The sequence below is a fragment of the Niveispirillum sp. CC-CTL257 genome (assembly GCF_059489915.1).
Window position 1 is genome coordinate 720,398 of record NZ_JCAJXE010000004.1, and the last position, 18,866, is coordinate 739,263.

Sequence of the window (18,866 nt, forward strand, 5' to 3'; positions counted from 1 at the left end):
CCTCAGGACCGCATAGGGTTGAGGGCGGCCCCGATATCGATGCCCGGCTGGTCGGAGATCTGCATCAGCAGCTCATCCACCTCCCGTTCCGCCGTGTCGGCGAACTTGTCGAACAGGGCCTCCAGCACCAGCTGCTGAAAATGTTCGCGCGAACAGTCGCCGCTGGCGAACTCCGTCTCCAACGCCACCTGCTGGGCCGTGCGGAACGGGGCTGTCAGGGTGCCGGGGATGTTCGCCGCCTCCATCAGGCAATGCAGGCCCAGGATGCCATCATCCCAGGCCAGGATACCGGCGGCCTGCGGCGTGATGTTGGCGCGTGCCGCCATGCCGGCCACGAAGAATTCCAGGTCGCCGGCGCACAGCGCCCGGAACAGGACCTGCGGGGTCAGGCGGCCCTGACGGTAGAGATGCTTGGCCACCATTTCGGCATCTTCGCGCGACAGCAGCAGGGGCTGCAGCACGCGCAGGGTCGCGGCCTCGCGCCCACCCTCCGCCAGACGCTTGGCCAGCGCCGGTTCGATCTTGTGGTCGCGGATCAGCTGCTGTCGCACATCCTCCGACACCAGCGCGATCATGCGCTCCACAATGGCGATGGTCACTTCCGGGCGGGCGGCGATGCTGTCGGCCACGATGCGGAACTGTCCAAAGCGCTCGGCGGCGCGGTTCAGCGTCGCCTCCCGCACCGCCGCACCGCGATTGCGCAGCAGATGGACGACGGTGACGACATTGCCGGTTTCGACCAGGGCGGCGGACACCGCCTCTGACACCGTCCGGCGACCGGCGATGGCCAGCTGCTTCTGCGGATCGCGTTCGGCCACGATCTCCAGCAGAAGTTTTTCGGGCAGGCGATCCACATATTTCAGGATGGGGACCGCAACCTGTGCCACGTCGCGGGCCAGCTTTTCGGCCATGCCGGCGGTCAGGATGGGGCTGTTATGGATCTGCCAGGCGACGGCGGCCCGCACCTCCGCCTCTGCATCCGACGCGAAGGCGCGCAGGATATCCAGCGCCAGACGCTTTTCAGCGTCGGTCAGGTCGCCTTCCTCCATCTCCATGACCAGTTTGGTCATGGTATCGACGCGCGGCTTGGTGCCGGGTTGATGCAGCAGCCGGTCCACATCGCTGCTGTTCAGGCGGGAACGCAGGATAGGGCGAAGGGGAGCATCGGGGTCCCCGGAATTCGGGGGGGGCATCATGGGATCAGTCCTGGCCACGGCTGTCGTAGCGCACGACATCTCCCCACAGGCGCTCCAGCCGGCGTAGCATGCGATAGGTGGTTTCCAGGTCGGTGGCATCATTATTGGTGCGCAGCAGCTGTGCCGCCTGCCGGCTTTCCAACTTGCCGATTTCCGCACACAGCCATTCACCCTTTTCCGACAGGCGCAGGCGGGCAGCACGTCGGTCGCGCGCGGAGGCGCCACGGTCGACATAGCCCTGTTCGACCAGATGCTTCAGGTTATAAGAGGCGTTGGAGCCCAGATAATAGCCGCGTTCCATCAGGTCGCGGACCGTCAGCTCATCACTGCCGATATTGAGCAGCATCAGCACCTGCATCGGGCTGATGTCGTCTACCCCGATACGGCCCAGTTCGACGCGGACCACATCGTGCAGGCGGCGCTGCATATGATCAATGACGCGGGCAATGTCGGCATAAAGGGCGACCTCACTGACCGGGGCTTCGGCCCGGTCGGTCGTCACATGTTCAATCGGCGCGTCGCCCATGCGGGCCAGCTTGATCATCGTTCCAAAGCCCCGACCTTCGTCACCAGCCATCATGACCGCCTCTTGGCTTGTCGGGCCCACAATAAACCATCCCGCCCGCTACATAGATTATCGCGTATGGCGGTGACCGCAAGTGCGTAGGTCGTATTCCTGACCCTGCATGCGACATAGACCGTTTGGACGTTTTTGGGATCAGCGCGCGAAAATCATCGCTTCATCGCGGAAAGCCTTGAATTCCAGCGCGTTACCGGACGGGTCCAGCAGGAACATGGTGGCCTGTTCGCCCACCTTGCCCTGAAACCGGATGCCGGGTTCGATGATGAAGCGCTGCCCGGCGGCGCGGAACCGGTCGGCCAGGGCGTGCCAGGCGTCCCAATCCAGGATCAGGCCGAAATGGCGGACCGGTACATCGTGCCCGTCCACGGGGTTGGTATCGGCCGATCCGCATTCATCCGGGGCCAGATGGGCCACGATCTGATGACCATAAAAGTCGAAATCCACCCATTCAGGGGATGACCGCCCCTCCGGGCAGCCCAGCAGATCGCCATAGAAGGCGCGGGCGGCGGCCAGATCATGCACGGGGAAGGCGAGGTGGAAGCGGGGCATGGCCATGGGACGGGATAACTCCGGGTTATTTGGCGGCAATGGCGATGGTGACCGTATCCTCATAATCGCCGGCCTGACGTTGTGTGCCTGCCGGGACGGAGACGGACAGCACCGTCTGTCGTGCCGTGCCCGACACGGCGCGGCCCGCCGTCAGGCTGCCGTCGGCGGTGCTGCTGCTGTCACCATAATGCAAGGTGTAGGCGATGCTGGCATTGCCCGACGACAAGGCGCCGCCATTCTTGGATGACAGGCTGACCGTATAGCCATTGGCGGCGTTGCAGCGTTCTTCCACCGTTGCCACGGGCACGATGGCGGCGCTGTTCAGGTTTAAGGATGCATTGCCGGTTGAAAGGCTGACACCGCAGGTGGCGGGCACGGAGGCCCGTAGGGTGATGGTGCCCTGGGCGCTGTTCTGCGCCGCGGAGGGTCCGGCGAGCAGCAATGCCAGAAACATCAGGGGACCATATCCCCGTCCTGTGAAACGCCAGGCCATGGCGATCCTTTCCGCCCATTCTGGGCACCCACGGCGGTTTGTCCGCGCCGTGACGGTCAATCATGGCCTGATCTTAATTGGCGGTGATGGTCAGAAGCAAGCTATCCGAATAGGTGCCTGCCAGGGCCTGGGCAGCGCCGTCGGTTTGTACCTGCAACCCATAGCGGCCAGATCCGCCCAGATCGACCGTGGCCCCGCGCGCCACGGACACCGCGCGGCCGGAAACATAAAGCTGATAGCCGATACTGTCCCCGCCCGTGCCGACCAGCCGCCCGCCATTGTTGGATGACAGCGACAGTGAATAATCGCCATTGCCGGAAATATCGAGGTCGAAGCGCCCCGCCCCGCCGCGCGTCAGATCACCCAGGTCCAAGGTCCCGACGGACCCATTCAGGGGGAGGGTGACGCCATCGACGATCACACTGGCGCTGACCACCGACCGCACCTTGGTCCGCACCTGGGCAGTGCGCGAGGCGATGGGGCCATAAGGTGTACCGTCGATCAGCTGATAGACATTGACGGTGACGCGATCGGAATAGGTGCCTTTCTGCACCAGCTGCCCGCCGGGGATGTTGGAGAAGAACTGGATGCTGGCGCTGTCATTCTTCTTGTCCATGGACAGGGCGAACATGTTGGACTCACTGCCCCGCACATCGCCTACCCGTTGGCTGAGGCGGCTGTCCTTGTAGAGGTCATAGACCAACCGGTCCTTAGAGCTGTCCATGACACGGGTGCCATTGCCGCCATCATCGATGCCGACCAGGATGGCACAGGCCGGTCCGTCATCATGCTCCAGCTCGATCTGGTGATAGCCGGTGGCGCCGCCCGAATAGGGGTCGTATTCGTCCGTCGGCTCGATCCGGTCGATGCTGTTGATATTGATATCACAGCGGTCCTTGTCCTTGGACCAAGCCGGCATTGCAGCCAACAGGCCCAGGGTCAGGGCGGACAGGACAGGCAGGGGGCGGAACAGGATCGGCATTTTCATTCCAGCAGCATCGGTACCACCAAAGATGGATGCAATGACAATGCCAGTAGATGGCAGGTGATCCAAGGTTTTCGGTGGAAACCCACCGCACAGGGCGTGTATTGCAAAAGGCGCTACGATGGGGCATCGTCAACTGGTCACATCCTGTGAGAACCGTCATGGCCGCCAGTACAAGCCGCAAGGACCATCCGCTGTCGATGCGTCTGCCTGATGCCGATCTGGCCATCATTGACCGGGCCGCGCAGTTGCGCGGGCGGTCGCGCACCGATTTCGTGCGGGAGGCGGCGGTGCGTGCGGCGGAGGATGCCCTGATGGAGGCTGGATTGATCCGGATGGGGCCGGAGGGGTTTGCCGCGTTCATGGAAGCCGTGTCAGCGCCTGCCTTGGCTGTCGCCCCAATGGTGGAGGTCTTGCGGCGTCCGGCCCCCTGGGATGTTGAGCCGGGTCAGGCGTAGGCCATCATGACGCTGTCACGGCCGGAGCCATTGAATGCCGGGCATGACGTGTCCCGTTTCAGCTGTGGCAAGCCGGCCCTCGATCACTGGCTGCATAATCGCGCCCTGTCCAACCAGGAAAAGGGGTTCACCGTCGTCATGGTGGTGCATGAGGCGGGGCGGGTTGCGGGCTATTATGGGTTGGCGCCCACGGCCATCGTGCCATCCGTTCTGCCGCGTGCTGTCAGGACGGGACAGCCGCCCGCCCTGGTGCCGTGTCTGTTGCTGGGGCAACTGGCCACCGATATTGAGTGGGCGGGACGCGGGATCGGGTCGGCGCTGCTGGCACATGCGCTGATCCGGTGTGTACAGGGGGCACAGCTGATCGGCGGGCGCGCCCTGATGGTCAATGCCATTGACGCGGATGCTGCCAGCTTCTGGCAGAGGCGGGGATTCCTGCCATCGAAGGATGATCCGTTGCTGCTGTTTCGATCCATCGCGGATGTCGCGGCATCGCTGCGTGCCGCCGGAATAGATGTTTCCTTGAGTCCAGGACCCTGAAAGCCATGACAAACTTCACCGCCATCGCCGAAGCCGCCCTGTCCCGCATCGCCCGGATCGACCCGCATCTGAAGGCCTTTGCCCTGGTGGAGCCGGAATGGGTGCGGGAGGAGGCGTGGCGGCAGGACAAGGCGGGGCCGAAGGGGCCGTTGGCTGGCCTGACCCTGGCAGTCAAGGATCTGCTGGACCTGCGCGGTCTGTCCACCGGCGGCGGGTGCCGGACCCCGGTGGTGGCCGATGCGCCGGCCCATGCGGCGGCGGCGAGTGCCCTGATCGGGGCCGGGATGCTGGTGCTGGGTAAGGCGCATACGGTGGAACTGGCGTTCGGGACCTGGGGCATCAACCGGGCCACAGCAACGCCGCGCAACCCGTGGGACGCGGCGACGGTGCGGGTCGCGGGCGGATCGTCCAGCGGGTCGGCAGTGGCCGTGGCTGCCGGTCTGGCCGATGCCGCGCTGGGCACCGACACGGGCGGGTCGATCCGCATCCCGTCGGCGCTGAATAATCTGGCGGGCCTGAAACCCACGCTGGGCCGGGTGCCGATGGCGGGTTGTCTGCCGCTGTGCCCGGAGCTGGATACGATCGGTCCCATGGCACGCACGGTGGAGCGGGTGGCGCGGATGCTGGCCGTCATGCAGGACAGGCAGGCCGGGCCGGTCCAGCCGGGGTCAAAGCTGGCGCGGCAGGCGGCATTCGATCCCGATGCCGCCCTGGCCGGCAACCCGCGCGGGCTGACCCTGGCTGTCCTGCCCGACCGGTTCCTGGACGGTGTCGATCAGGCCGTTGGGGCGGCCTATCTGGTGGCATTGGCCACGCTGGAAGCGCTGGGCGTCAAGCTGGTGGAGGCGGCCCCGATCATCGATCCGGCCGCCTGTGTGGAGCCGTCGGGCCTGCTGATGGCGGGTCGTGCCTGGCGGCTGTGGCGGGAGCGGATTGAGCGTTTCGGTTCCGAAATGGATTCTGGTGTGTTCAAGCGCATGCAGGGTGGTGAGGACGTTACGGAAGCGGAACTATCAAGGCTGATCCGGGTGCAGGCACAGGAACAGGCGCGGTTCCATGCCTGGGCCCAGGATTACGACGCCATCCTGACGCCGACCGTGCCGATCCCGGCCCCCGCCCTGGCCGATGCGGATGAGGGCCGGTTGCCGTTCAGCCGGTTTGTACGGCTGGCGAACTGGCTGAACCTGCCGGCGCTGGCGGTGCCCTGCGGGGCCGATGCCGACGGCCTGCCCCTGTCGCTGCAAATCCTGTCCACGCCGTGGCGGGAGGCGGTACTGATCACGCTGGGCCATGCGTACCAGTGCGCCACCGAATGGGCCGACCGCCGACCGGATGTGGAGGGGTTGGTTAAGGCCGGGCCGGCAGGCGCAACGGGCCCAGCTTGACCAGACCTTCAGCCTCCGGTGCCACATGGATGGGTATCGGCGTCTTTTCCATGCCGGCGATGACCAGCAGCCAGTCGCCGGGCCGCACGCTGTCGATGCGGAACAGGCCGGCACGGTTGGTGAAGAAGGGCAGGTCCTTGGCATCCTTGATGCCCTGTGGCCGCAAGGTGCCGGACAGAAGCGCCATCGGCTTGTCCTCCGGCCCGATCAGCGTGCCGACCAGCGAGGCGACGGCGTCGGTGCCGATGGTGATGATGGTGCCCGACTTGTATCCCGGCTGTACCGCCGGTCGGTCATCACCCAGATCGTAATTGGCCGGCGCATCCGGCACGTCCAGCAGGATCGGGCGGACCAGATAGGCGGAGATATTGGGGACGATGGGTACACCCAGCCAGTCGGTCTGGGCGGCATAGCGGTCATCAACGGGATCGACGCCGATATCCTTGCCCGCCAGACGCGGATGGGGGGTGACAATGGCAAAGCTGTTGGAAATGGGGCGCGTGACGCCGTAATGCCCATCGGCAAAGGCCAGCGCCGTGCCGAATGTCATTGAGGTCCGGCTTTCGATGCCCTTGTTTTCGTTCAGCGAACGGCGGACGGTGTCCTGACGGACCTGCGTTTCGAAGCGCTGATGCGTGTAGCTGAGATTGCCCTGCACCCGGTCGCCGGCCTTGCCCCCCTCATTCAGCATTTCCAGCCCGCCCGCCAGCGCGTTGACGGCGTAGAGCGACTGGAACCGCCAATCCAGACGCTGCTGTTTGGAGATCGTGTCGATATTCAGACCCGCACTCTGCCGCCCGCTGTCGAAGACAAAGCGGGTGGTCAGATAGACGCCTGTTTCCTTCACCCCCAACCCATCCTTGCCGTGGCTGAAGGTCAGGTCGATGCTGCCCGTTTCGAACAAGCGGCGGCGCAGGGCCAGGTCCAGCGAGTAGCTGTCGCGTTCGCTGGTCCCCCGCGTTTCACGGTAGCGACCGCCGAGAGAGGTGGTCAGATTCTCGAACAAGGGCTGGGAGATGCGCAGGGCGGCATCCAGCTTGGTGTTGGAAACGAAGGTGGAGCCGAAGCTGCGGTAATTGGGGTCAAACCAGCTGACCTGGGCCGTGATCGCCTGACTGTCCAACACGGAGGCACCGTTGGAGTAGGAGCGATAGCGCAGAGTGCCGCCATAGCCCTGCTTCTTGTCAGCCGGCGTTTCGGTCGGCCCCCAATCCTTGCGCCGCAGATAGGCCGACGGTTCCACGCTGAACGTGCCGATGCCGGTCGCCACCAGCGCTTCGGCCGTGACGGTGGTTTCCGTCTTGTCCACCTGGGTGCCCAGGGTGAAGGTGAAATTATCGGTCACGCCCACGCGATGATAGGCAGAAAGCACCGGGTCCTTTTCGTCATAGAGAAAGCGGTCATTATCGATCCGCGAGGGCACACCGATGGAGTAACCATATTCCTGAATGCCGGCGGCCAGAAGCTGACTGTCGAAGAAGAACGGGAAGTCGATGGTCTGTTCGCGGCCATAGGCGTCGGTGATGCGGATCTGTACGTCGTTGGTGCCCGACGCGCCGGGGAAATTGTTCAGATTATAGGGGCCGGGTTCCAGGCGGAAGGTACGGGTGGGGCGACCATTGACAATGACCTCCACCACCGACGGATTGTCCAGGATGAATTCGCGGTTGCCGCTGGGCTGCACCATGTCATAGGGGCGGATGGAGAAGTTCTTGGCGACCGACACGCCGGCCACCGCCCGCCCCACCTGATTGCCGATCACCGGCATGGTGAAATCACCCAGCTGTGTGCGGATGCCGGCATCGGTGAAGTCGCGGACCAGACGGACAGGCCCGCGCGACAGGGTGCGGACCGCATCTTCCCGGTAATTGACCTCCCCTTCCACCACCCAGCCCTTCCAGTTGATGGCGGGTTCCATGGAGACGGACAGCGGACCCAGCCCATCCTTGCCGAAGCCGGTGGGCACGGACAGATATTCGATGGCGGCCCGCATGTTCATCTGCGCCGACAGGTCAGCCTGCGGGATGACCGTATAGGCCCGCGCGGCGGCCCCGCGTTCCAGCACCGACAGGTCGCGCGGGCGGCGGGCGGCGGCGGGCACCGTGACCTTCACGATCTGATCGCCGCCATCATAGGCCAGCTGAATGCCCGACCGGGCCATGCGCGCGGGCGCGGCGGTACCGTCCGGTCCGGCCTGGGCCAGCAAGGCCTGGATCGGTTCTTCCTGCGCGATGGGGCGCAGCAGTTCCGACAGTTTCTTCAGATCGACCAGCGTGTCGCTGGGGTTGAGGGAGACCTGTCCCGGCACCTGCCCGATCTCATACCCGTCGAAATAGACGGGAAGGTCGGCCTTCTGGCTGCTCTGCGCCTGCTTCTTCTGTCCGAACGCCTTCTTGAACAGCTCATCCGCCGAGATTTTCGGCTGGACGGGGGCGGCGGTGGGGGTCGGCGTCTCCGACCCCGCGCCAGAGGCCAGCCGCGCCGGTGCAAGCGCCAGCGCCAACGCCGAGGGACCAGCGATGGCCAGCCTCAAGCATTGTCGATAGCGAGGGTGCGGGCGGCGGAACATGGGGGCTCAGACAGGGGCGTTTGGCGATCAGGGCAGGTTCAGCTTGGCGTTCAGCGGACCCTTGGGCAGGTCACCTGGCCAGGGCAGCAGGAAGCCGCGCGTCACACCCGGCAGCACATTCTCTCCCGCCAGACCGCCCAGCCGGTCGGCCGGGATCGACACGGACTTGCCGCCAGCTTCCACCACCAGGGTCGGGTCCTTCAGGATCTTGTGGGCCGTGCCGTCATTGCGGACCTTCACCTCCATCACCACCCCGTCGCTGAGCTGACGCGGGCCTGCGGAGACGACATTGATCTGCGGCTTCACGCCGGGCGGGGTGACATAGATGGAGGCCTTGTACTGCACCAGCAGCTTGACCTTGCCGCCATCGACCGGTGCCTGCCCGATATCAACATCCAGCTGTTCGGCGATCAGCCGGTAGGCCAGTTCCTGATCGGGTTTCGGATTGCCCGTCCATTGCACCCGCACCGACTGATTCTGGTTGGGTTCCAGCACCAGCTGTTCGGGGAAGATCACCCATTCATCGGAGGGTTCGGCGGGCAGATCCTCCCCATCCGGGCCCATCCGGCGGCCCGTAATGTGGATTTCGATGGCGATCGGCAGCTGCGTATCATTCTCCACCCGGAAAATCTGGGTGGCACCGCGCCCCGTCGGCTCGAACTCCATCTCGATGGGGATCAGGCGGAAGGCCGATGCGGGCAGCGCCCCCAGCAGCATGGCCCCCAGCGTCAACATCGCACCGCGAAGATAATGTTTCATGACCGCGCCCTGCATTGGCGTTTACTCCCCAGCCATCCACCCTGGACGACCCGCATGTCCCGGCATCAGGCCTGTGCCACCGCCAGTTTAGCGGCCCCGGCACGGCCTGTCCCAATGGATTAAGTATATCGGACAATCCTTTGAATCATAAGCGTGCGCGATTTACCACAACGAAGCGTGGGATAAGGCACCACCACCGCACGAAGCCTGTTCGACGGGCCGGTGCCGCATATCCAGTCACCAACTGCCGTGCGGGTCAAGTTGATGAGGAAAAAGAGACGAAAATCCATGTTAATGTGTTCATAATCATGTTCGCAATAAAAGCATCTGAGAATATAGATGATGATCGAGGTGGTCATGGCGTCTGTGGAGATTGCGTATTCGCTGCCCATGTTGCAAGATACCCTTGCTGCTCAATCTTCTGTTTATGGCTGCCGCTGTCATTTTGACGAACATGGACCTTGAACGCGCCCTGCTGCTGGTCAATGCGGCACCCCTTCTGGGTGCCGCAGCCCTGCTGGCTGCGATCTGGTGGCATGCGAGGCGGGAAGCCTATGCGCTGTGGTGGGCGCTGTGCTTTGTCATGGTGGTCATTTCGGTGCCCCTGCTGGACGGCATCGGGTCGCCGGAAAGCCCCGCCATGGCGGCGGCGGCGCTGCTGGCCGACTGTCTTTACAATTTCGCGCTCTACCTGTTCGCCCATGGTGCCGCCATCTATGCCGGGCATCGCCGCCGCTGGCGTCGCTGGTTGCTGGCGGGTGCGCTGGTGGGGGTGCTGGTCGGTCTGGCCCTGATCCGCCGCGATGTTGTGCTGCGTGAATTGCTGAATGTCGGCTTCATCGAGGCGGTGCTGGTGGTAGCGCTCTTGTCGCTGCTGCGCGTCAAGCCACGGCGCATGCCGGAATGGGTGCTGCTGACGGCGGCCTTTGTTACGCTGCTGGCCAATAGCGCCTATGGGCTGGACGTGCTGTTCAACCGGCCGCAGGACGCGTTCGACCCGGCCAATCTGGGCAATCAGATCATTGCCTGCATCCAGCCCTTCGTGGTGATCGCCGTCACCATGGGGGCGGCTGGCGGTGCCCTGCTGCGCATGACCGACCGGTTGGCCGCCGAACGGTCGGCGGCACAGGTGGCGGCCGAACAGGCCCGCGCCGCCGACCGCGCTAAATCGGAATTCCTGGCTACTATCAGCCATGAAATCCGCACCCCCATCAACGCCATCCAGGGCTGTCTTCAGATCCTGGAGACGCATAATTTGAATGCCGGGCAGATCCGCCTGCTGGAGGTGATGGGCAGTTCCAGCGCCTCGCTGCTGACGCTCATCGATGATGTGCTGGACATGGCGCGGCTGGAGGCCGGGCGGCTGGAGATGGAACAGGGGCCGGTCGATCTGGGCCTGCTGCTGGGCGATCTGATGTCCACTGTCGGTCCCCGGGCGGAGCGCAAGGGCCTGACCCTGTCCTTGCGCACCGGCGACGGGGTGCCGTCGGGGGTGGTGACCGATGCCAAACGTCTGCGCCAGATTTTGCTGTGCCTTCTGGACAATGCCGTCAAATTCACCGACCAGGGCCGTGTCACCCTGTCGGTCGATCGGGTGGAGGCACCGGGATCGGTGCTGGGTCTGGCCGTCCCGTCGCCCATGCATTGGGTGCGGTTCCAGGTGGTGGATACTGGGATCGGCATCCCGTCCGAAAAGCTGGACCGGATTTTCGAGGTTTTCAGCCAGGCCGATAGTTCCAGCACCCGCCGGTTCGGCGGGGCCGGTCTGGGGCTGGCCATTGCCCGCTCGCTGACCGACATGTTGGGCGGCAATTTGACGGTGGAAAGCGAGGCGGGGGAGGGCAGCCAGTTCACCTTGTGCCTGCCGCTGGTGCCGCTGGCCGTGGATCGGCCGCGCCAGGACGCCCCCATCCTGGAGGGGCTGCCCGCCGTCGCTGCGGGCCAGCCCGTCATCCTGCTGGTCGAGGATGATGAGGTGAACCGGTTCGTGGCCACCGAATTGCTGATCCAGCGCGGGGCAGAGGTTCTGCAGGCCGGCAATGGCGGCGACGCCATCGCCATCGTCAAGGAACGGCGCGTGGATGCCATTATCATGGACCTGTCCATGCCGGACATGGATGGGCTGGAGGCGGCAAGGCGGCTGCGCGCCATGGGGGGACAGGGCGCGCAGGTGCCCATCGTCGCCCTGACGGCCAACCTGTCGGCGGAGATCCGCCAGCAATGCCGCGATGCCGGCATGCAGGCCTTTCTGGCCAAGCCCATCAAGCTGGATCATCTGATCGCCACCCTGTCGGCGGTGCTGCCCCCGGTGCGCGATCCGGCGGCGTGAAGTCCGGCCCCTTTTCAGCTGTTGCATAAATTCTGTCCTTTCCCTGTAAGGAAGGGATGCTGGACCCTGTCTAATCCATCGGATCGAACGGGAGCGGATGATGGATGCGGGACGCGAGGCGATGTTCAGGAAATGGATGCGCGAGCATCTGACCCTGTTGCACCGGATCGCGCGCGGCTTCGCCCCGCCATCCGACCAGCCGGACCTGTTGCAGGAACTGATGCTGGCCGTATGGCGGGCCTTGCCGGCCTTTCGCGGCGACAGCCAACCCGTCACCTTCATCTATCGCGTTGCGCATAACCGGGCGCTGACCTGGCAGGGCAGCCAGGGCGGAAAGGCACGGCGCGACGCCGAAGCGGCGGCAGAGGCGATGCGGCGCAGCGCCCTGTCCGCTGACCCGGACGAAGTGCGGATGCTGGACCGGTTGTATGCCGCCATCCGTCAATTGCCGACGCTGGACCGGTCGATCCTGCTTCTGTCGCTGGACGGCGTGCCGTACCGCGACATCGGCCAAATGCATGATTTGAGCGAAAGCAATATCGGCGTTCGCCTGACGCGTGCCAAGGCCCGTTTGACAGGAATTATATCCCAGATCGAAGCGCAGGAGGAAGAGAAATGACGATGGATATGGCAAGGCTGGAACGCGCCTGGGCCGGTGCCGCCAACCGCGCGGAGGATGCGGCGGGCCTGTACCTGATCGACAGTGCCGTGGCGGAGGTGGCGCGGCGCGGCCGGGACTTCCGCCTGCGCATGGGTTTGATCGGTGCGGCGCTGGGCGGGTGGAGCCTGGTGGCGGCCTATGGCATTGCCGGGCGGGGCAATGTCGATCCGGCGCGGGAATGGGGCAGCCTGCTGCTGCTGGCCATTGCCTGGGCTGTCTATGCCCTGGTGGTGCGGCGGGGATGGGAGGGGGCGGCGGCGGCCCCGCCGGCATCCCTGCCGGGCAGCCTGCGCGCCCTGCTGTCGGATGTGGAAGGGGCGATGGGGCGCATCCGGGTGATGGGGGTGGCGGTGCCGATCTTCCTGATGGCGCTGGGGCTGGCGGTCATGCAGTTGGGCGATGTGGGCAAGATGACGGGCGGCAATATGCGCGACTTCGCCATTCTGGCGACGGTGGGATTCGGCCTGTCGGGCAGCATCATGGCCGTGCGTTACTTCAAGATGCTGAAGCCGGAGGCGGAGCGGCTGCGCCGGCTGCTGCGCCAGTATGAGGAGGGGGTGGGGTGAGGTGACGTGAAGAAGGCCCGGCGGCATCTGTGGGGATGCCGCCGGGGATATGGCCCCCGTTTAAGAACCGCGGATTTCCAGGTTCTCGATCTGCGGTTCCGTCCGGTCGGCCCAGGCCGGGGTGGGGACGAGGCGCAGATCCATCTGGCCACCGGCCTTGGCCACCACGGCCGGGTCCAGCGACACGATGTAGGTCACGCGGTGCTGCATGTCGGACGTGTGGCTGCCGAAGAAGGAGATGCTGCCGGCATAATAGGGGCTGTCGAAGCCCGCCACCTTCAGATCGGCCGGCGCATTGACGACCAGCGCATATTCGCGGGCCGATTTGGCGGGTCGGGTGAAGGTGATGACGGCCTGCACCTGCTTGGCATTCAGGCCGATGGGCCATTGGGCCAGGGCATCCACGGCCTTTTCGGTCGGGGCGGCGGCCAGCAGGCGCGGGGTGGGGGCGGGTGTCTTCAGCTCCGCCACCAGATTGGGCAGGGTCTGGTCCACCGGCGGGCCGTAATAATACCAGAACTGACGCGGATCGATGTAATCCCCGGCCTTGCCATTCAGGATGGGGTCGCCCTTGTCGTTCCAGAAGAACAGGAAGGGCTCACGCTCGAACTGCGCCAGTTCATCCTTGTTGGTGGGCAGGGTTGGCAGGCCCTTGGCCTTCTGCTTCTCCTCCCACAGCCACCACAGCCGATCCATGTTGGAATGGTGCAGGAAGAAGATGGGATCGACGGGGGACAGGTTGTTGGTCATGTTGCCGAAAGGACCGCTGCCCCAATTGCCCGGGCCATCGAAGGCGCCGCCAATGAAGTTGTGGACCTTGTTATGCGGCTCCCCCTCCAGCTTGGAGAAGACGGAACCGCTGGCCGGCATGGCATTGTGGGACGCGGTCTTCACGCTGGTGAAGCTGTCCACCATGTTGGCGCTGTTGAACTGTGTCGGGGCCAGACCGAGCGCGATGTTGGCGGGCAGGCAGTATTTGGCGACCGACGGCGCGATGTCGGGATTGGTGCGGGTCGGGTAGCGGGCCTTGTCGGTGGGCGCGAAGGCGCGGTCGCCGATATCCACCCCGCCGGTCGCGGCCACGCCGTCCCACAGCTTTTGAAAGGTGGTGTTGCCGCGCAGGTTCTGCTGGTTCTTCTGCGCCGCCGTCATGCGGCTGTAATAGGTTTCCAGCGGACCCTGGATGAAATTGGTGAAGGTTGGCAGGTCCTTGGAATATTTGGCGAAGGCAGCGGCGACGGGCGTCAGCACGCCATCGAACATGCCATCGGGCAGGGCCTGCTTCTGGCTCCAGTCCCAATAGGGGAAGGCGAAATCGGACATGCCGGAATATTTGCGGACCGTCTGTTCGAAATAACCCAGATATCCCCGGTGCCAGACATAGAACCACCAATTGCCATGCGGGCAATCCATGTAATGCACAAAGGCATTGCGGAACCAGTTATGCGGATGGGTGGGCGGCAGGGCCAGCATCGCCTCAATCGCGGTGGCATAGCCTTTCAGCATGCGCTGACCATCCGCACTCCACACATCATAGCGGACCCAGGGGGCGGGCAGCTGCTTCGTGGCGGCCCCGGCCATACCGGACATGGCCCCCAACCCCGCCAGCGCCCCGCCGCCGGCCAGAACATTACGTCGTGATACGCGCATAACCCAATCCTCCCCATGCCAATTGGTGGAGGGCAGGATAGGACATGACGGCGAACAAGTCACGCGCCCATGCGCGGATTGGTGGTTTCGTGATCTATGCCTTTGGGTGGTGGTGTGGAGAGGTTCCGTGCAACCGGATGCAACAGAAAACCCACCCCTGTTGCACGCGATGCGCGGCAGGGGCGGCGGGATCAGGGCCAGCGATAGGTGCGCAAGGGGCGATAGGGGCTGAGCGGCCCGTCATTGTCGCAGACGGGGCGGCCCAACCCCTGATAGCGGCAGTTTTCCAGCAGCGTGTCGGTGATGTGGATGTCCACATCCTCGGCCAGCGGCGGCGCGGGCGGGCGCAGGCGCATCACCAGCCGGCGCACGGGCGGCCAGGCACGGCGCGGGGCCAGGGGCGAGGCCAGGGGAAGAGCGGGCGGTGAGACGGACGGTGAGGCTGGCGGCGGTGGGGCGGGGTCGGTTTCAGCGGCGGCCTGTATGGGGGCGGCGGGGGATGGCGGGGCCACGGTGACAGCTGGGGTGACTGTTGGGGCGTCCGTGGGGGTGACGGTGGGGGCCACCGTGGGCGGCGGCGGGGGAGCCGCCGTGGCGTCGGCCTGTTCCACCGCGCGGGCCAGGATGGCGCGCACCGCCGGCGGGGCGCGGCGGATGCTGGGGCGGGCCGAATTGGTGTCACGGGCGGCATCATTGGCGGCGGTCGGGTCGGGCCGGGGCGGCGAAACGGGGGCCGGGGCCGGCAGGATGGAACCACCCAAATCCAGCCGCTTGGCGGCCCAGAGCAGGACGCGGATATTGCCGTTGCTGATCGCCTCTGTCAGGCCGGTCACCACGGCGTCGCGCAGGGCCACGAAACGATTGTCGCTTTCCCGCTGCAACATCCGCCGTTCCGACAGGATGCGGCGGCGCAGGCCCGACGAACGCTGCATCCCCCGCCAGATGGTGGTGCGCGACACGCCGAAATGTTTCGCCACCTCCGTCACCGACACGCCCTTGGCGATGAAATAGGCGACCCGCGCCCAATCCTCATCCTTCAGGCGGGAGCGGTGCAGGCCGGAGGGAAAATGTTCCTCCGTCGCCCATTCCACATCATCCCCGGCCTCCACCGCCTGCACATCGTCCGACCCGCGCCACCATGCCTCCCGCTGTTCAGCGCTGGTCAGTTCATCATAGGCCGGGTCCAGGGCGGGGCTGGTGGGGAGCGGTTGGGGATAGGCGGGGTTCGGCATGGGGGCCTCCGGCGGTTGGGAGAAAAAGCACAGAATATATTCCTATCACCAGTGGCGGGTAGAGGCAAGAGTTGGCGGGGTTCGCGGGGTGGGGGAGATGGGGTAGGGTGGCGGCGGATGGGGACAAGCAGGGAACCGGGAGGGATCGCGTGCCGCTGTACCGTGATGATCGGGGAAACATCTATCATTCGCACAGCGTGCTGCTGACGGGGGAGGCGGTGCGACCCGGCCCGATCCGTATGCCCGAGGATGCGTGGCTACGCGTGGCAAAGGTGCATCCGGCCTGGGTGGAACGGTTGCCAAGTGCCGCCCTGGCCCTGGTGGCGCTGTCGGTCCTGCTGCTGGCCGCACTGGTCCCGCTCTGGCTGCTGGTCGGGCCGGTGGCGGGCGTGGTGGTGATGATCGGCGTCTGGCTGATCCTCAATATCGGCTATTTCCCGCTGCTGGCGCTGGGCGGGCTGGTGGTGGTGGTGCTGGTCCTGACTGTGCGCTTCGTGCTGCGCCCGCGGCGCGGGGCGGTGGGGATCAGGGTGGTGGAGTAGGGGTGGACGGGGCGGGTTTGCGGGCGTACTCTTTCCTACCTGTTGCCACCAATGGACCCTGGCCCCATGCCGGACATCCAGAAGATCAGCGTCGCCGTGACGGGCGATCAGCTTTCCGCCATGCGCGACTGGCACCTTGAACAGGCGAACCGACAGGACGACCGCCTGCGCCAAGCCTGGAATGAGGGCAAAGAGAGCGGCGGACGGATGTTGTTCGATGTGGAGGAAGTGTTGGTCAGGGCACAGGCGCGGCGAGTTTCTAGGTTTTCCACATGTAGAAATTCGATCTAGTTTCTGTATATCTTGAGTTTTCTTAATTCCTTATATGCAACAGACGCAGCGTCCTTGTTGAACAATTCCACATTCGCGGCGGCTCGGATGCCGGTGTACAATCCATAGTCCAACATAAGGGCCATGAATTTTGTCCCTGCTTCCTTTGGGGTGATACCTTCGGAAATTACGTGGAGAAGTCTTAACTCGACAAGCTTTAAAGCCTCCTTGTAGGCCGTATTATTTTGGTTAATTTCCAATAGAAACGCATTTGACCTATTCTCGATGATGCAAAAATTTCTTATCGCCTCGAGACGAGAGCTCAAGGATTCTGCTTCAGAGCTGGCGTCTGATTGAAGGTCCTTTAGCTTAATGCTAAGATTTTCGGACGCTGCCATGTTGACATTTGATACGGTCACACGACCTTTTCCTCCAGCGCTTGCTTTTAGCATTGATTGCGCAAACAGGTTGATCGCATCTCTTGGAACTCCAGCGCTGACCCATGTTAAGCGCGGCAGTACATCCGCACTTGATGACAGCCTACGGATTGACGGTATTGCCGCATATCGAGCGTGCGAGTCCAGGATTGACTCAATGTGAGTGGCAGCTTTGTCTGGTGTGGTAAGATTGTAATCGAGTCCAAGTCGTTGAGCGTCTTGGGGAATCTGCATTCCCATTTTCTCTCTGGAATTATATGAATCAAGAAGGGTCTCAATCGCTGATGCCTTTATGTACACTTTGTTTCCGCGAAATATAGAATACAATACATCGAGAAGAATATATTGCATCTTACGATTAAATACATGTAGATCGTCAAGATATATAAATATCTCCTTGTTTAGAGACACTTCCGCAAAAATTCTCCTCAATTTTGGTACATGCTTTCTGATTTCCTTTACCGAAATGTCCCCTGCCTCAAATCGGTGGCGGATAGAAAGAACGTCGGCATATGAGTCTGGTGGAAAGTCTATTGCATACAGAATTTCTGTTAAAACATCCGCAACAGCTTGCTCATCGTCTCTTCCAGAATATGCTTGCATATCGATCCAGGCATTCGGCATATTATCTTTCTGCCTAGACTTAAGGCTATACAATAGCAGCATTGATTTGCCTGCACCTCTACGCCCTGTAACAATATGATTTGCAGACGAAACAATCTGACTTTCTGCACCAGTAACAGAGCGTGTGTAACGATCGAAGAAATCTGCCCCAAAGCTGTGCTGATTAATGTTTTGGCTCTCTGAAAGAACTTTAAGCAGCAACTTAGCCTCTGCGGAATTAACAATCGACTTTGATGATTTGGATTTCAATGTAACATGGAGTTCATCTTCGACATCAAAATCTTGGATGCAACTATTAAGGACGTCGTAAAGTCGCTCAGTCGGGTGTGAAACGTGAATAATTCTTACGGTCTTTTTACCTTTAACGATATCATCGTACTCTAAACCTATCAAGCCTGTTCGGCTCTCAAAGTTTGACTTTATTTTATCCAGAATCTCTTTATAATTCATGGTCTTGCTCCAAGAACATTTCCCCGACTTGAAAGATAGTCGTGGGCATGACGGATAAAGTTCAGGACTGTAGCCTGATAGGCCTCTGGGGTTCTCAAAAGATCGGACTTTACAGCTAAATGATCGTAGTCTGACGTATTTCTGTCCTCCCGGAGGTTCGTTAGTTCATTTATATAAGTTGCGCGATCTGGAAAAGAGCTGGGTAGTTCGCCAATTTTCGTATGATCCTTTACTTCAGTAGAGTAAACACCGTCAGAATCAAATCTGACTGCTTTGGAAACATTGTAGCTTGCGTAATAAAGTCTGGAAATTCTCTGCCGCCATTGCCTTTTTACAATCTTGTCTGCAAAATTATAGTGCTCTATTCCCAATAAATACATCATTCGAGTGTGACTTTGTGCTTCCAGATTGATTTTCCCAATCTCGGATGGGCTCAGTATGCTTGAATACACGTTAACTATTTTCTTGTGATTTCCAGCACCTAAAAAAGCTCTATGCATCTTATGGGCTCTTTATGTGAGCGGCGATTGAAATAACGTAGATGATGAATATGGCTCCCGCAAGATATAAGCTAACGGCCACCCATCA

The 18,866-nt window shown here is 62.6% G+C and carries 19 protein-coding genes; 8 read left to right on the forward strand and 11 right to left on the reverse strand.

The window, feature by feature from the left end:
• Positions 1–2: 2 nt before the first annotated feature.
• The 5 genes from ABC729_RS23600 to ABC729_RS23620 all read right to left on the reverse strand — a co-directional run bounded on the left by ABC729_RS23600 (position 3) and on the right by ABC729_RS23620 (position 3,803).
• On the reverse strand, positions 3–1,196 hold the full coding sequence (locus ABC729_RS23600; protein WP_495610061.1) for a DUF2336 domain-containing protein: 1,194 nt from the start codon (positions 1,194–1,196) through the stop codon (positions 3–5).
• A 4-nt stretch (positions 1,197–1,200) separates the two neighbouring features.
• Positions 1,201–1,776: a MarR family transcriptional regulator gene (locus ABC729_RS23605; RefSeq protein ID WP_495610062.1), complete on the reverse strand. Its 576-nt coding sequence runs from the start codon at positions 1,774–1,776 to the stop codon at positions 1,201–1,203.
• Between the two features lie 138 nt (positions 1,777–1,914).
• Positions 1,915–2,334: a VOC family protein gene (locus tag ABC729_RS23610; protein ID WP_495610063.1), complete on the reverse strand. Its 420-nt coding sequence runs from the start codon at positions 2,332–2,334 to the stop codon at positions 1,915–1,917.
• A gap of 19 nt (positions 2,335–2,353) precedes the next feature.
• Complete coding sequence (locus ABC729_RS23615; protein WP_495610064.1) at positions 2,354–2,821, reverse strand: spore coat protein U domain-containing protein; 468 nt, start codon at positions 2,819–2,821, stop codon at positions 2,354–2,356.
• A 73-nt stretch (positions 2,822–2,894) separates the two neighbouring features.
• Positions 2,895–3,803: a spore coat protein U domain-containing protein gene (locus tag ABC729_RS23620; protein ID WP_495610065.1), complete on the reverse strand. Its 909-nt coding sequence runs from the start codon at positions 3,801–3,803 to the stop codon at positions 2,895–2,897.
• 164 nt (positions 3,804–3,967) lie between these two features.
• Here ABC729_RS23620 and ABC729_RS23625 point away from each other — a divergent pair, with 164 nt between their 5' ends.
• The 3 genes from ABC729_RS23625 to ABC729_RS23635 are packed head-to-tail and all read left to right on the forward strand — an operon-like array spanning position 3,968 to position 6,189.
• Positions 3,968–4,264, forward strand: a complete 297-nt coding sequence (locus ABC729_RS23625; RefSeq protein WP_495610066.1) for a type II toxin-antitoxin system TacA family antitoxin — start codon at positions 3,968–3,970, stop codon at positions 4,262–4,264.
• Between the two features lie 6 nt (positions 4,265–4,270).
• On the forward strand, positions 4,271–4,804 hold the full coding sequence (locus tag ABC729_RS23630) for a GNAT family N-acetyltransferase (RefSeq protein WP_495610067.1): 534 nt from the start codon (positions 4,271–4,273) through the stop codon (positions 4,802–4,804).
• A 5-nt stretch (positions 4,805–4,809) separates the two neighbouring features.
• The gene (locus ABC729_RS23635; protein ID WP_495610068.1) at positions 4,810–6,189 is read left to right on the forward strand and encodes an amidase; all 1,380 of its coding nucleotides are present in this window, start codon (positions 4,810–4,812) and stop codon (positions 6,187–6,189) included.
• Here the strand turns inward: ABC729_RS23635 and ABC729_RS23640 are convergent.
• Together ABC729_RS23640 and ABC729_RS23645 are read right to left on the reverse strand one after the other, a co-directional pair.
• Positions 6,152–8,692 carry a fimbria/pilus outer membrane usher protein gene (locus ABC729_RS23640; protein WP_495610069.1) on the reverse strand — a complete coding sequence of 847 codons (2,541 nt, stop codon included), beginning with the start codon at positions 8,690–8,692 and terminating at the stop codon, positions 6,152–6,154. The two genes, ABC729_RS23635 and ABC729_RS23640, sit on opposite strands and share 38 nt — an antisense overlap.
• Before the next feature lie 93 nt (positions 8,693–8,785).
• A complete protein-coding gene (locus ABC729_RS23645) occupies positions 8,786–9,517 on the reverse strand; it encodes a fimbrial biogenesis chaperone (protein WP_495610070.1) in 732 nt (243 codons plus the stop codon).
• 454 nt (positions 9,518–9,971) lie between these two features.
• Between ABC729_RS23645 and ABC729_RS23650 the strand changes: the two genes are divergently transcribed.
• The 3 genes from ABC729_RS23650 to ABC729_RS23660 all read left to right on the forward strand — a co-directional run bounded on the left by ABC729_RS23650 (position 9,972) and on the right by ABC729_RS23660 (position 13,073).
• On the forward strand, positions 9,972–11,846 hold the full coding sequence (locus ABC729_RS23650) for an ATP-binding protein (protein ID WP_495610071.1): 1,875 nt from the start codon (positions 9,972–9,974) through the stop codon (positions 11,844–11,846).
• A 136-nt stretch (positions 11,847–11,982) separates the two neighbouring features.
• A complete protein-coding gene (locus tag ABC729_RS23655; protein WP_495610072.1) occupies positions 11,983–12,465 on the forward strand; it encodes an RNA polymerase sigma factor in 483 nt (160 codons plus the stop codon).
• A complete protein-coding gene (locus ABC729_RS23660) occupies positions 12,462–13,073 on the forward strand; it encodes a hypothetical protein (protein WP_495610073.1) in 612 nt (203 codons plus the stop codon). The genes ABC729_RS23655 and ABC729_RS23660 overlap by 4 nt, the downstream gene beginning before the upstream one ends.
• A gap of 60 nt (positions 13,074–13,133) precedes the next feature.
• Here the strand turns inward: ABC729_RS23660 and ABC729_RS23665 are convergent, their stop codons facing one another.
• Both ABC729_RS23665 and ABC729_RS23670 read right to left on the reverse strand, forming a co-directional pair.
• On the reverse strand, positions 13,134–14,723 hold the full coding sequence (locus tag ABC729_RS23665) for a tyrosinase family protein (RefSeq protein ID WP_495610074.1): 1,590 nt from the start codon (positions 14,721–14,723) through the stop codon (positions 13,134–13,136).
• Between the two features lie 191 nt (positions 14,724–14,914).
• Positions 14,915–15,955: a helix-turn-helix domain-containing protein gene (locus ABC729_RS23670; protein WP_495610075.1), complete on the reverse strand. Its 1,041-nt coding sequence runs from the start codon at positions 15,953–15,955 to the stop codon at positions 14,915–14,917.
• Between the two features lie 149 nt (positions 15,956–16,104).
• Between ABC729_RS23670 and ABC729_RS23675 the strand changes: the two genes are divergently transcribed.
• Together ABC729_RS23675 and ABC729_RS23680 are read left to right on the forward strand one after the other, a co-directional pair.
• A complete protein-coding gene (locus tag ABC729_RS23675) occupies positions 16,105–16,497 on the forward strand; it encodes a hypothetical protein (RefSeq protein WP_495610076.1) in 393 nt (130 codons plus the stop codon).
• Positions 16,498–16,563: 66 nt separating this feature from the next.
• On the forward strand, positions 16,564–16,788 hold the full coding sequence (locus ABC729_RS23680; protein WP_495610077.1) for a hypothetical protein: 225 nt from the start codon (positions 16,564–16,566) through the stop codon (positions 16,786–16,788).
• Here the strand turns inward: ABC729_RS23680 and ABC729_RS23685 are convergent.
• Entirely contained in the window at positions 16,785–18,278 is a 1,494-nt protein-coding gene (locus ABC729_RS23685) for a hypothetical protein (RefSeq protein ID WP_495610078.1), read from the reverse strand. The genes ABC729_RS23680 and ABC729_RS23685 overlap by 4 nt on opposite strands.
• A complete protein-coding gene (locus ABC729_RS23690; RefSeq protein WP_495610079.1) occupies positions 18,275–18,778 on the reverse strand; it encodes a hypothetical protein in 504 nt (167 codons plus the stop codon). Before ABC729_RS23690 ends, ABC729_RS23685 begins: the two co-directional genes overlap by 4 nt.
• Positions 18,779–18,866: the final 88 nt, after the last annotated feature.

Excerpts from the sequence above, each read along its gene's own strand:
- ABC729_RS23680 (WP_495610077.1), top strand. The coding sequence starts at position 16,564 with ATGCCGGACATCCAGAAGATCAGCGTCGCCGTGACGGGCGATCAGCTT.
- ABC729_RS23630 (WP_495610067.1), top strand. The coding sequence starts at position 4,271 with ATGACGCTGTCACGGCCGGAGCCATTGAATGCCGGGCATGACGTGTCC.
- ABC729_RS23610 (WP_495610063.1), bottom strand. The coding sequence starts at position 2,334 with ATGGCCATGCCCCGCTTCCACCTCGCCTTCCCCGTGCATGATCTGGCC.
- ABC729_RS23605 (WP_495610062.1), bottom strand. The coding sequence starts at position 1,776 with ATGATGGCTGGTGACGAAGGTCGGGGCTTTGGAACGATGATCAAGCTG.
- ABC729_RS23600 (WP_495610061.1), bottom strand. The coding sequence starts at position 1,196 with ATGATGCCCCCCCCGAATTCCGGGGACCCCGATGCTCCCCTTCGCCCT.
- ABC729_RS23660 (WP_495610073.1), top strand. The coding sequence starts at position 12,462 with ATGACGATGGATATGGCAAGGCTGGAACGCGCCTGGGCCGGTGCCGCC.
- ABC729_RS23620 (WP_495610065.1), bottom strand. The coding sequence starts at position 3,803 with ATGCCGATCCTGTTCCGCCCCCTGCCTGTCCTGTCCGCCCTGACCCTG.
- ABC729_RS23635 (WP_495610068.1), top strand. The coding sequence starts at position 4,810 with ATGACAAACTTCACCGCCATCGCCGAAGCCGCCCTGTCCCGCATCGCC.
- ABC729_RS23670 (WP_495610075.1), bottom strand. The coding sequence starts at position 15,955 with ATGCCGAACCCCGCCTATCCCCAACCGCTCCCCACCAGCCCCGCCCTG.
- ABC729_RS23690 (WP_495610079.1), bottom strand. The coding sequence starts at position 18,778 with ATGCATAGAGCTTTTTTAGGTGCTGGAAATCACAAGAAAATAGTTAAC.
- ABC729_RS23645 (WP_495610070.1), bottom strand. The coding sequence starts at position 9,517 with ATGAAACATTATCTTCGCGGTGCGATGTTGACGCTGGGGGCCATGCTG.
- ABC729_RS23685 (WP_495610078.1), bottom strand. The coding sequence starts at position 18,278 with ATGAATTATAAAGAGATTCTGGATAAAATAAAGTCAAACTTTGAGAGC.
- ABC729_RS23650 (WP_495610071.1), top strand. The coding sequence starts at position 9,972 with ATGGACCTTGAACGCGCCCTGCTGCTGGTCAATGCGGCACCCCTTCTG.
- ABC729_RS23665 (WP_495610074.1), bottom strand. The coding sequence starts at position 14,723 with ATGCGCGTATCACGACGTAATGTTCTGGCCGGCGGCGGGGCGCTGGCG.
- ABC729_RS23655 (WP_495610072.1), top strand. The coding sequence starts at position 11,983 with ATGCGCGAGCATCTGACCCTGTTGCACCGGATCGCGCGCGGCTTCGCC.
- ABC729_RS23615 (WP_495610064.1), bottom strand. The coding sequence starts at position 2,821 with ATGGCCTGGCGTTTCACAGGACGGGGATATGGTCCCCTGATGTTTCTG.
- ABC729_RS23625 (WP_495610066.1), top strand. The coding sequence starts at position 3,968 with ATGGCCGCCAGTACAAGCCGCAAGGACCATCCGCTGTCGATGCGTCTG.